Below are 13,329 nucleotides of genomic sequence, written 5' to 3' on the forward strand. Positions count from 1 at the left end.
CGTTTTCATGCATCAGCTGTTGTTGTGATCGATTTTGATGGTCGGGTCGCTACCGGCAATCAGGTTGTGCAGGTTGGCGCTTGACCAGTTATTACCTTCCAGCTTGATCGTCACGTCCGGCGTGGCGGCTGCGGCGTTGCCCGAGTTGAACTGACCGGTCGAGCTGACTTGCAGTGACGACACGCCATCGACCGTGGTGATCTTCAGGAAGTTGTCGATGGTACTGCCGGTTTCGTTCTGCAACAGATCACGCAGGTCGATCCGGTCGCCTTCACTGGCGTTGAAGTCCTTGATCACGTCGTTGCCGGTGTCGCCGGCTTTCCAGACGAAGGTGTCTCCACCCAAACCGCCAATCAGGGTGTCATTGCCCTTTCCGCCCAAGAGAATGTCATTGCCGTCGCCACCGTCCAGCAAGTCATTTCCGGTACCGCCGAGCAGGATGTCATTGCCTGTGCCGCCGTAGAGTTTGTCGTCGCCGCCTTGACCGAAGATGATGTCGTTGCCGGCACCGCCCAACAGCGTATCGCCCCCGTCGTGAGCGCCAGACATGTCGAACTCGCTGTAATGCTCGGTGACGTACTGGTGCACATTACTTGGGGTGACCTGGCTGGTTTCGACTCCGGTTTTCAGGCCCACGAACGCCTGCAGCGCGGTGTAGCCTTCACCGGTGACGCCATTGAAACTCACCAGGTCGCCAAAGATGAGGTCGTTGCCTTCGCCGCCGTTGAGAGTGTCCTTGCCCGGCAAGGTGGCCTCGCTGTGGCCGAGAATCGCATTCGCCAAGTCATCAGGGTTGATGTTGGCCAGCGGTTTTCCGTTGGTGCTGTTATAGGGGGCGAGGTCGCTTTCCTTCACATCATTGTTAAGGCCAATGGCTTGTACGGTCGAGTTGGCGGCAGCAAACAGCGCAAAAGCTGCGGCTGCATTGCTGGCACTGGTTTTATCGACGTAGCCATTGCCAGCGTTTTCCGACAGTTCGTAAGTGCCATCGCCTTGCGCATGAAGGGTCAGGTTGCTGTCGACTTTCGAGGAGGTCCAGTTGTTATTGCCCTTCTCAGTCCACTTGTAGACATAGCCATTGGCATCGACCAGTGTCCGCATTTCGGTACCGATCAATACTTTGAACTCTTCTCCCGGCTTGTATTGACCCGCTTTCAACAGGTCGTCCAGCGTCAGATCGGTCGTGCTGCTGGACTTGTAGTCGACGACCAACGGATTGACTATTTCCTTTGTGGTGTAGGCGGTCGGCTCGCCATCGGTAATGAAATAGGTGAGGTTTTTCGCATTGGTGTTGCTCTTTGCATCATCGCTGTAGAACCAGTTGGCGGTAGTCTTGAACACGTCCTCGTAGTTGGTGTAGCCACCCGACTTCATGCCGTCGAGGATTCCCTTCAAGTTGGCGAAGGCATCTTTGCTCGACAGGTCGATCGAAATCGATTGCTTGACGGTGGTATCGAAGTCCACTAGGAACACCTTGACCACGCCCGGATTTGAGCCTTTCGAGGTGGCGCTGGCGATCAGCGAAGTAAACACGGCTTCGAGGGATTTCTTCGCGGCGCTCATGGTGCTATCGCTCATGCTGCCCGAGCTGTCGACCATGAACGCGATGTTGTAGTTCTGCCCAGGTGTGACCGTCAGACCCGCGATGTCCGCGATCATGATGTCGTTGCCATCGGTACCATCCCGAACATCATCAGCTGCAGTCGCGGTGATCGGGTTATACACCGCCGGGTATACGGTGACCGGGATCGTTGCCGTACTCGACGCCACCTCCCCCACAGCAAGGCTCTCGGTCGAGGTCGAGGTCACCGTCAGGTTGAACTGGCCGTTGTAGTAGGTCGGCGGGGTCACGGTCAGGGTGCCGAGGTTCCAGCCGGTGACGTTGGCGTCGCCGCTTGTCGCAGTGACAGTGAAGCTGTGTCCCGCGCCATCGCTGAGCACCGAGCCGATCGGCGCGCCGCTGATCTTCACGCTCAGGCTTTCCGAGCCGTCCGTGTCGGTCAGGCCAGTGCTCACCGACGACAGCTTCACGCTGGAGCCTTCAGCACCGGTATTGAGCTTGTAGCCGTCGTAGTAGCCTTCGCCGTTGCTGCCGTGCAGGTTCGAGACGGTTACCCCCGCATTCACCAGATCCTGTACGCCGGTGTAGATCGGTACGCCGGCACTGCTCAGATCGATCGGCGTGCTGCCATTGACCGACAGGTTGACGTCATAGGTGCCCGGACCGCTCTGGTTGTGGTGGTAGATGTCCAGGGTGTAATAGCCGCTGGTGGTCGGAGTAAACGAACCATTGAGGTTGCCGCCCGCGCCCCAGGTGATCGCGGCGACGTTCTTGCCGCCGATGGTCACCAGCAGGCTGTCATCGCCAACTCCGCTGAAGGTGTAGGTCTTGCCGGCTTCGAGGTAGATCAGGCCGGAGATTTTCGACGCCGTACCGACGGCCACATTACCGTCGGACTGCACGTTGGTGACGGTGCCTTTGGAATTCGCTGTGCCTGCGGCATCGATCACGTTTTTCAGCGTGGTCGAATCCGCGCCGTTGCCGTTGGTGCCCAGGCCCGACAGACCGGTCCAGACTTCCTTGATCAGTCCGGTGGCGTTCACATTGTTACTGGCAACGCTCAGGGTCGGCACATCCGCGATTGCTTTCACACTGATGTCCAGCGTGGTGCTCGAACCGGTATTGGTGGTGTAGGTCACTGTCGGAACCTTGCCACTCCAATTGTCGGCGGGGGTAAAGGTGTAGTCACCGTTGGCACCGAGCGTCAGCTTGCCCACGTTTGCGAGGGTGGCAGTACCCCCTGCGTTGTAGTCGACGCCACCAATGTTGAACTTGGTCACGCTGAGAACGTTGTCGACATCGCGGTCATTGCCAAGCACGTTGCCGGTTGCAACATGGTCTTCATCAATGGTCTTGGTATCTGCAACCAGGACGCTCGGGTCATCGACCGGCGCGACGACGATGGTGCCGGTCGCCGGGGTAGCAGAAGGCATGCCTTCGTTGTCGGTCGCGCTGTAGGTGAAGTGGGTGGTGCCGCTCCAGTCGCCGGTGGGTTTGAAGTAAACCGTTGCGCCGTTGGCGGTTGCGGTGATCACGCTGCTGGTGGTCAACGCAATGGTCCCGGCCGCGTCTGCGTAAAAACTGCCATTGGCCGGCAGGCTGGTCAGGGTGAAGTGATGGACGCTGCCGTCAATGTCACTGCCGTTGAGTTGCACGGCGATAACATGATCTTCATCACCCGTGGCCGAGGTGGAGTTAACGGTCGGCGCGTCGTTGACCGGGTTCACCTTAATGTCCAGCGTGCTGGTGGCATTGGTGTTGGTGGTGTAGCTGATCTGTGGAACGGTGCCGTTCCAGTTTGCGGCAGGGGTGAAACTGTAATCACCGTTGGTGGCGATAGTCACAGTGCCGACGCCGGCGATAGTCGCCTCTTGACCCGCGGTAAAGTTGCCAGGGACGCCATGTATGGTGAATGTCGCAATACTCAGAACGTTATCGACATCGCTGTCATTGCCAAGCACGTTGCCGGTTGCAACATGGTCTTCATCAATGGTCTTGGTATCTGCAACCAGGACGCTCGGGTCATCGACCGGCGTGACGCTGATGTCCAGCGTGGTGCTCGAACCGGTATTGGTGGTGTAGGTCACTGTCGGAACCTTGCCACTCCAATTGTCGGCGGGGGTAAAGGTGTAGTCACCGTTGGCACCGAGCGTCAGCTTGCCCACGTTTGCGAGGGTGGCAGTACCCCCTGCGTTGTAGTCGACGCCACCAATGTTGAACTTGGTCACGCTGAGAACGTTGTCGACATCGCGGTCATTGCCAAGCACGTTGCCGGTTGCAACATGGTCTTCATCAATGGTCTTGGTATCTGCAACCAGGACGCTCGGGTCATCGACCGGCGCGACGACGATGGTGCCGGTCGCCGGGGTAGCAGAAGGCATGCCTTCGTTGTCGGTCGCGCTGTAGGTGAAGTGGGTGGTGCCGCTCCAGTCGCCGGTGGGTTTGAAGTAAACCGTTGCGCCGTTGGCGGTTGCGGTGATCACGCTGCTGGTGGTCAACGCAATGGTCCCGGCCGCGTCTGCGTAAAAACTGCCATTGGCCGGCAGGCTGGTCAGGGTGAAGTGATGGACGCTGCCGTCAATGTCACTGCCGTTGAGTTGCACGGCGATAACATGATCTTCATCACCCGTGGCCGAGGTGGAGTTAACGGTCGGCGCGTCGTTGACCGGGTTCACCTTAATGTCCAGCGTGCTGGTGGCATTGGTGTTGGTGGTGTAGCTGATCTGTGGAACGGTGCCGTTCCAGTTTGCGGCAGGGGTGAAACTGTAATCACCGTTGGTGGCGATAGTCACAGTGCCGACGCCGGCGATAGTCGCCTCTTGACCCGCGGTAAAGTTGCCAGGGACGCCATGTATGGTGAATGTCGCAATACTCAGAACGTTATCGACATCGCTGTCATTGCCAAGCACGTTGCCGGTTGCAACATGGTCTTCATCAATGGTCTTGGTATCTGCAACCAGGACGCTCGGGTCATCGACCGGCGTGACGCTGATGTCCAGCGTGGTGCTCGAACCGGTATTGGTGGTGTAGGTCACTGTCGGAACCTTGCCACTCCAATTGTCGGCGGGGGTAAAGGTGTAGTCACCGTTGGCACCGAGCGTCAGCTTGCCCACGTTTGCGAGGGTGGCAGTACCCCCTGCGTTGTAGTCGACGCCACCAATGTTGAACTTGGTCACGCTGAGAACGTTGTCGACATCGCGGTCATTGCCAAGCACGTTGCCGGTTGCAACATGGTCTTCATCAATGGTCTTGGTATCTGCAACCAGGACGCTCGGGTCATCGACCGGCGCGACGACGATGGTGCCGGTCGCCGGGGTAGCAGAAGGCATGCCTTCGTTGTCGGTCGCGCTGTAGGTGAAGTGGGTGGTGCCGCTCCAGTCGCCGGTGGGTTTGAAGTAAACCGTTGCGCCGTTGGCGGTTGCGGTGATCACGCTGCTGGTGGTCAACGCAATGGTCCCGGCCGCGTCTGCGTAAAAACTGCCATTGGCCGGCAGGCTGGTCAGGGTGAAGTGATGGACGCTGCCGTCAATGTCACTGCCGTTGAGTTGCACGGCGATAACATGATCTTCATCACCCGTGGCCGAGGTGGAGTTAACGGTCGGCGCGTCGTTGACCGGGTTCACCTTAATGTCCAGCGTGCTGGTGGCATTGGTGTTGGTGGTGTAGCTGATCTGTGGAACGGTGCCGTTCCAGTTTGCGGCAGGGGTGAAACTGTAATCACCGTTGGTGGCGATAGTCACAGTGCCGACGCCGGCGATAGTCGCCTCTTGACCCGCGGTAAAGTTGCCAGGGACGCCATGTATGGTGAATGTCGCAATACTCAGAACGTTATCGACATCGCTGTCATTGCCAAGCACGTTGCCGGTTGCAACATGGTCTTCATCAATGGTCTTGGTATCTGCAACCAGGACGCTCGGGTCATCGACCGGCGTGACGCTGATGTCCAGCGTGGTGCTCGAACCGGTATTGGTGGTGTAGGTCACTGTCGGAACCTTGCCACTCCAATTGTCGGCGGGGGTAAAGGTGTAGTCACCGTTGGCACCGAGCGTCAGCTTGCCCACGTTTGCGAGGGTGGCAGTACCCCCTGCGTTGTAGTCGACGCCACCAATGTTGAACTTGGTCACGCTGAGAACGTTGTCGACATCGCGGTCATTGCCAAGCACGTTGCCGGTTGCAACATGGTCTTCATCAATGGTCTTGGTATCTGCAACCAGGACGCTCGGGTCATCGACCGGCGCGACGACGATGGTGCCGGTCGCCGGGGTAGCAGAAGGCATGCCTTCGTTGTCGGTCGCGCTGTAGGTGAAGTGGGTGGTGCCGCTCCAGTCGCCGGTGGGTTTGAAGTAAACCGTTGCGCCGTTGGCGGTTGCGGTGATCACGCTGCTGGTGGTCAACGCAATGGTCCCGGCCGCGTCTGCGTAAAAACTGCCATTGGCCGGCAGGCTGGTCAGGGTGAAGTGATGGACGCTGCCGTCAATGTCACTGCCGTTGAGTTGCACGGCGATAACATGATCTTCATCACCCGTGGCCGAGGTGGAGTTAACGGTCGGCGCGTCGTTGACCGGGTTCACCTTAATGTCCAGCGTGCTGGTGGCATTGGTGTTGGTGGTGTAGCTGATCTGTGGAACGGTGCCGTTCCAGTTTGCGGCAGGGGTGAAACTGTAATCACCGTTGGTGGCGATAGTCACAGTGCCGACGCCGGCGATAGTCGCCTCTTGACCCGCGGTAAAGTTGCCAGGGACGCCATGTATGGTGAATGTCGCAATACTCAGAACGTTATCGACATCGCTGTCATTGCCAAGCACGTTGCCGGTTGCAACATGGTCTTCATCAATGGTCTTGGTATCTGCAACCAGGACGCTCGGGTCATCGACCGGCGTGACGCTGATGTCCAGCGTGGTGCTCGAACCGGTATTGGTGGTGTAGGTCGCCTGTGGAACGTTGCCATTCCAGTCGGCAGCCGGCTTGAAGGTGTAGTCGCCGTTGCTGGCAATGATCAGCGTACCGACACCGGTGATGGTTGCGGTCTGGCCCGCCGTGAAACTGCCGTTGACTCCGTTCACGCTGAAGCTTGCGACGCTCAGGACATTATCGACATCGTGGTCGTTGGTCAGCACGTTGCCGATCGCGTTGTGGTCTTCTTCGACGGTGATCCTGTCCGCCTGCAGCACGCTTGCGTCATCGACGGCAGTCACGTGCACCACGAGTGGCAGCGAGGTGCTGGCACTTGGGGCATCGCCGTCTTTGGCGGTGGCCGTTACGGTCAGGGGAATGTCGCCATTGAAGTTCGTCGGCGGTGTCAGCTTGAGCGTGGAAAGGTTCCAACCCGTAACGTCCACTGACGTCGAGCTGTCGGTAGCGTTGAACGTGTGGTTGCCATCGGTGAGTTTGGAGCCAGCCGGCAAGCCGCTCAGTGTGAGCGTCAGCGTTTCCGAACCGTCGGCATCATTGGTGTGGGCCTGAATGGTTGACAACAGGATAGGGTTGTCTTCAAGGCCCGAGTTGAGCACCTGAGTGACATTGATGTTGTCCAGCACGCCGCCCAGGCTGTTTCTGTCCCCAGCGCGGAACTCAAGTTTCTGGTTGCCATCGGCAGTGACCGGAATGTCGAAGCTGTAGTGCTGCATGCCCGTGGTCAGGGTGTTCAGGGTGCCAATGAGCTGGCCGCCCCAGAACACATTGATGATCGAGTTATGTCCATCTGCACGCGGCGCATAGTCGAACGACACGTTGTACGTGGTGCCGGCTTTGGCATCGATAGTGGTGTAGAGGTTGCTCGCATCACCGGCATTACGCTCAAGTTCGATGACCTGGTTATCGCCACCAGCACCGTAGACGCTGGCCTTGCCGATTTCGACCATGCCATCGCGGTTGTCAGTGTGCCAGACGCCGTTGCCGAGCCTGCTGACATCGACGTCGCCAGTCGAGCCGTTAATAGCGACTTCCTGGAGGTCAGTCGAGGCAACCGTGCCGCCACCGGTCAGCGACAGGCTCGGGGTATCAGTTACCGGCGCAACGACGATGGTGCCGGTCGCCGAAGTAGCAGATGGCGTGCCCCCGTTGTCGGTCGCGCTGTAGGTGAAGCTGGTGGTGCCACTCCAGTCGGCGGTGGGTTTGAAATAAACCGTTGCGCCGTTGGCGGTTGCGGCGATCGCGCTGCTGGTGGTCAACGCAATGGTCCCGGCCGCATCTGCGTAAAAACTGCCATTGGCCGGCAGGCTGGTCAGGGTGAAGTGGTTGACGCTGCCGTCGATGTCACTGCCGCCGAGCTGCACGGTGATCAAATGATCTTCATCACCCGTGGCCGAGGTGGAGTTAACGGTTGGCGCGTCATTAACCGGGTTGACCGTAATATCCAGCGTGCTGGTGGCATTGGTGTTGGTGGTGTAGCTGATCTGTGGAACGGTGCCGTTCCAATTTGCGGCGGGGGTGAAACTGTAATCGCCGTTGGTGGCGATAGTCACAGTACCGACGCCGGCGATAGTCGCCACTTGACCTGCGGTAAAGGAGCCGGGGACGCCTTGTATGGTGAATGTCGCGATACTCAGAACGTTGTCGACATCGCTGTCATTGCCAAGCACGTTGCCGGTTGCGACATGGTCTTCATCGACGGTACTGGTATCCGCAATCAGGACGCTCGGGTCATCGACCGGGGTGACGCTGATGTTCAGGGTCGAGGTGACGTCGGTGCCGGAGCCGTCGGTGACGGTGTAGCTGACCGTTGGCACCGTGCCGTTGTAGTTGGCGGCCGGGGTGAAGGTGTAATCGCCATTGGCGCCGATCACCAGGGTACCGACGTTGGCGATGGTCGCGGTCTGGCCGGCAGTGAAGGTTCCGTTGACGCCGTCAATGGTGAAGTTGACCACGCTGACCGGGCCGTCGACGCTCGAGGTGTCGGTCAATACGCTACCGCTGATGGCGGTGTCTTCCGCAGTGCTCACGTTTTCGCTGAGGTCGGTGAAGCTGTCGTCAACCGGGGTGACGCTGATGTTCAGGGTCGAGGTGACGTCGGTGCCCGAACCGTCGGTGACGGTGTAGCTCACCGTCGGCACCGTGCCGTTGTAGTTGGCGGCCGGGGTGAAGATGTAATCGCCATTGGCGCCGATCACCAGGGTGCCGACATTGGCGATGGTCGCCGTCTGCCCAGCGTTGAACGTGCCAGTCACACCGTCGATGCTGAAGTTAACCACGCTGACCGGGCCGTCGACGCTCGAGGTGTCGGTCAATACGCTGCCGCTGATGGCGGTGTCTTCCGCAGTGCTCACGTTTTCGCTGAGGTCGGTGAAGCTGTCGTCAACCGGGGTGACGCTGATGTTCAGGGTCGAGGTGACGTCGGTGCCGGAGCCGTCAGTGACGGTGTAGCTCACCGTCGGCACCGTGCCGTTGTAGTTGGCGGCCGGGGTGAAGGTGTAATCGCCATTGGCGCCGATCACCAGGGTGCCGACATTGGCGATGGTCGCGGTCTGCCCGGCGTTGAACGTGCCAGTCACACCGTCGATGCTGAAGTTGACCACGCTGACCGGGCCGTCGACGCTCGAGGTGTCGGTCAATACGCTGCCGCTGATGGCGGTGTCTTCCGCAGTGCTCACGTTTTCGCTGAGGTCGGTGAAGCTGTCGTCAACCGGGGTGACGCTGATGTTCAGGGTCGAGGTGACGTCGGTGCCCGAACCGTCGGTGACGGTGTAGCTCACCGTCGGCACCGTGCCGTTGTAGTTGGCGGCCGGGGTGAAGGTGTAATCGCCATTGGCGGCGATCACCAGGGTGCCGACATTGGCGATGGTCGCGGTCTGCCCGGCGTTGAACGTGCCAGTCACACCGTCGATGCTGAAGTTGACCACGCTGACCGGGCCGTCGACGCTCGAGGTGTCGGTCAATACGCTGCCGCTGATGGCGGTGTCTTCCGCAGTGCTCACGTTTTCGCTGAGGTCGGTGAAGCTGTCGTCAACCGGGGTGACGCTGATGTTCAGGGTCGAGGTGACGTCGGTGCCCGAACCGTCGGTGACGGTGTAGCTCACCGTCGGCACCGTGCCGTTGTAGTTGGCGGCCGGGGTGAAGGTGTAATCGCCATTGGCGGCGATCACCAGGGTGCCGACATTGGCGATGGTCGCGGTCTGCCCGGCGTTGAACGTGCCAGTCACACCGTCGATGCTGAAGTTGACCACGCTGACCGGGCCGTCGACGCTCGAGGTGTCGGTCAATACGCTGCCGCTGATGGCGGTGTCTTCCGCAGTGCTCACGTTTTCGCTGAGGTCGGTGAAGCTGTCGTCAACCGGGGTGACGCTGATGTTCAGGGTCGAGGTGACGTCGGTGCCCGAACCGTCGGTGACGGTGTAGCTCACCGTCGGCACCGTGCCGTTGTAGTTGGCGGCCGGGGTGAAGGTGTAATCGCCATTGGCGGCGATCACCAGGGTACCGACGTTGGCGATGGTCGCGGTCTGCCCGGCGTTGAACGTGCCAGTCACACCGTCGATGCTGAAGTTAACCACGCTGACCGGGCCGTCGACGCTCGAGGTGTCGGTCAATACGCTACCGCTGATGGCGGTGTCTTCCGCAGTGCTCACGTTTTCGCTGAGGTCGGTGAAGCTGTCGTCAACCGGGGTGACGCTGATGTTCAGGGTCGAGGTGACGTCGGTGCCCGAACCGTCGGTGACGGTGTAGCTCACCGTCGGCACCGTGCCGTTGTAGTTGGCGGCCGGGGTGAAGGTGTAATCGCCATTGGCGGCGATCACCAGGGTGCCGACATTGGCGATGGTCGCGGTCTGCCCAGCGTTGAACGTGCCAGTCACACCGTCGATGCTGAAATTAACCACGCTGACCGGGCCGTCGACGCTGCTTGTGCCCGTGAGGACGCTGCCGGTCACGGCGGTGTCTTCAGCGGTGCTCACACTTTCATTGGCGTCGGTGAAGCTGTCGTCGACCGGCGTCACGCTGATGTTCAGGGTCGAGGTGGAACCGTCAGTGACGGTGTAGCTCACCGTTGGCACCGTGCCGTTGTAGTTGGCGTCCGGAGTAAAGGTGTAGGCGCCGTTGGCGTCGATCACCAGGGTGCCGACATTGGCGATGGTCGCGGTCTGCCCGGCACTGAAGGTTCCGTTGACGCCGTCAATAGTGAAGGTGACCACGTTCAGGACGTTATCTATGTCGCTGTCGTTGCTCAGCACGTTGCCGGTCGCAGCGGTGTCTTCTGCGATGGTTTGGGTATCGGCAGTCAAAACGCTCGGATCATCGACCGCCGTCACGGTGAGATCCAGAGTGCTGCTAGAACCGGTGTTGGTGGTGTACGTGACTTGCGGTACAGCACCGTTGTAGTTGGCGTCCGGAGTAAAGGTGTAGTTGCCATTGGCGTCGATGGTCAGCGTACCGACGCCGACGATGGTGGCCGTCTGGCCGGCGGTGAAACTGCCGGTCACGCCGGCGATGGTGAAGCTGGTGACGCTGAGCGGCGTCTCGGCATCGCTATCGTTGTTCAGGACATTGCCCGTCGCGACGCTGTCTTCTGCCAGAGAGCCAGTATCCGCAGTCAGTACGCTTGGAGTGTTGACGGTCGTGGTGTTCTGGTTGCCAGTATCGAGCGTAGTGGCGGTAGCGGTGGAATCAGGGCCGTTGGTTGGGAAACCAATGGTCGGGTCGACGCGGCCAGCCGTGGCGTCGAGCATCACGAAGCTATGACCGCCACCTGCGGCACCACCAGCAGAGCCAGCCGCCGACGGACCTGCCGCCGTGGCTTCAAGGTCTTTGGTCGGGTCGGCACCGGCGGCAATGGCCTGCTGCAGCTCTTCTACCGATGGCGCGGCTTGCGCAGTGGCGGTAGCCAGATCAGTGCTGGAGACCGGGGCGTCCGCGCTCCACTGAGTGTCACGGCCCAGATCGAGGGTACGGCCATCGGCCAGTTCCAGAGACACGGCACCAGAAAGGCCTGTGTCGATCTGATCACCCGCGAACAGTTTGTCGCCTTCAACGAGAACGCGGCGGATGCCCTCGGGGGACACCACGAAAACCTGACCGACAATGCTTTTGACGATGGCAACAACACTGCTCATTGAAGACTCTCCGGGGTGTCACGTTCAGTTGACTTCCATAGGCCTGATGGCGTCTGCGCCGACCAGCCTGGAAGTACATTGCAAAATAGGTGCACAAATTTGACGCTTTGTTTCGTCAATAATTTGGCTATATTTTTTCGCTATTAACTTTATGCCAAACTATTGACCTTCTTGGAGCCATCCTAAACAATCGCCCCAGTAATGTCACATTGATATTTAAGCTGTGACCCGTCTTCGGTATGTGATCCAGTTCCGCTGTTGAACTTTCCGATATGCGGTCAATCCGCTTGCCATCTTCCGACACGGCACGTTCTTTTGCTGTGATTCAAGACAAGAAGTCCTGGGAAATTCCTACAATGCGCTCGCCTTTGTTCATGGCTTTACCTTTCGCCCTCGCCGCGTCTTTCGTCCAGGCGCAATCCTTACCAGAGGCCATGCAACAAGCGCTGGATGTCCATCCTGAGGTCCAGGCGGGTGTTAATAGTCGATTGGCTGCGGATTATCAGTTGAAAGCCGCGCAAGGTGGATACCTGCCACGGGTCGACCTGCTGGGCGGTTATGGTCGAGAAGGCACCGATAGCGTGACCACACGATCGAACGGCAGCAACAATCATTGGGAAACCCTCAATCGCGGTGAGTCGAGCGTGCGTCTGACCCAAATGGTTTTTGACGGTTTTGCGACGTCCAGCGAAGTAGGGCGTCAACAAGCCACCGTCAACTCCCGCGCCTATTCGCTGTTGAGCACTTCCGAGCGTACCGGGCTGACCGTGGCCCAGGTCTATCTCGACGTGCTCACTCGTCGCGAATTCGTGCGCCTGGCCGAGGACAACCTCAAGAGTCACCAGCGCATTTACGACCAGATCCAGCTGCGTACGCAGCGTGGTGTCGGCAATGGCGCCGACCTCGAACAGGCGGAAGCGCGGATGGCCCAGGCGCGCAACAACCTGATCACCGAGCAGACCAACCTGGCTGACGCCGAAACCAACTACCTCTCGGCCGTTGGCCAGATGCCGGATCAGCTGGAGCGCCCGGCGAGTTTCCTGGCGCTGATGCCGGCCAACCTGAATGAAGCCCGCGCGCAGATGCTGGAAAACAGCCCGATCCTGCGCTCGGCCGAATCCGACATCGCTGCTGCCGAGAAGCAGTACGACACGGCCAAGTCGACGTTCTACCCACGCTTCGATGCGGAGTTGGGCCGCACTGCGGACAACGATATTGATGGTGAGAACGGCCACAACAACGAATGGCAAGCCATGCTGCGCATGCGTTTCAACCTGTATTCCGGTGGCAGCAACAAGGCCGATCTGGAGTCCAAGGCCTACCAGTCGAACCAGGCGCTGGACATCCGCAACAACGCCCTGCGTCAATTGAATGAAGAGCTGGGCCTGGCCTGGAACGCCTTGAACAACGCCAACGCGCAGGTACCGATCGCCCAGCAATACGTTGACCACAGCACCGCCGTGCGTACCGCTTACCAGCGTCAGTTCAGCCTTGGCGAACGCACCCTGCTCGATTTGCTCGACAGCGAGAACGAACTGTTTACCTCCTCTCACCGTCTGGTGGAGATCAAGAACATTCAGTTATTTACTCAGTACCGAATCAAGGCGACCATGGGCGAGTTGCTCAAGAGCCAGGGAGTGGTCGCACCGTTGGCATCCGTTGTGCAGAACGACGTGAAGCCCAAGGTCCAATTGCCCGGTTTGAATTGAGCGGGACCTTCATTGTTCA

General features: G+C 59.4%; 2 protein-coding genes and 1 pseudogene. 1 reads left to right on the forward strand and 2 read right to left on the reverse strand.

Features of this window, described 5'->3' with window-relative positions:
* Positions 1–12 precede the first annotated feature (12 nt).
* Both ABTV22_RS00640 and ABTV22_RS00645 read right to left on the reverse strand, forming a co-directional pair.
* The gene (locus tag ABTV22_RS00640) at positions 13–10,800 is read right to left on the reverse strand and encodes a tandem-95 repeat protein (RefSeq protein WP_433741254.1); all 10,788 of its coding nucleotides are present in this window, start codon (positions 10,798–10,800) and stop codon (positions 13–15) included.
* 48 nt (positions 10,801–10,848) lie between these two features.
* Positions 10,849–11,601: pseudogene (locus ABTV22_RS00645) on the reverse strand (retention module-containing protein); the annotation flags it as partial.
* A 356-nt stretch (positions 11,602–11,957) separates the two neighbouring features.
* On the opposite strand from ABTV22_RS00645, the gene ABTV22_RS00650 reads away from it, so the two are divergent.
* A complete protein-coding gene (locus tag ABTV22_RS00650; protein ID WP_433738075.1) occupies positions 11,958–13,310 on the forward strand; it encodes a TolC family outer membrane protein in 1,353 nt (450 codons plus the stop codon).
* The last annotated feature ends 19 nt before the right edge of the window (positions 13,311–13,329 follow it).

Source organism: Pseudomonas putida (assembly GCF_050990305.1).
In the GTDB taxonomy this organism is placed as follows: Bacteria; Pseudomonadota; Gammaproteobacteria; order Pseudomonadales; family Pseudomonadaceae; genus Aquipseudomonas; species Aquipseudomonas putida_AH.

What these genes read in the sequence shown, in the direction of transcription:
- ABTV22_RS00650 (WP_433738075.1), top strand. Translation starts at nt 11,958, where the DNA reads ATGCGCTCGCCTTTGTTCATGGCTTTACCTTTCGCCCTCGCCGCGTCT.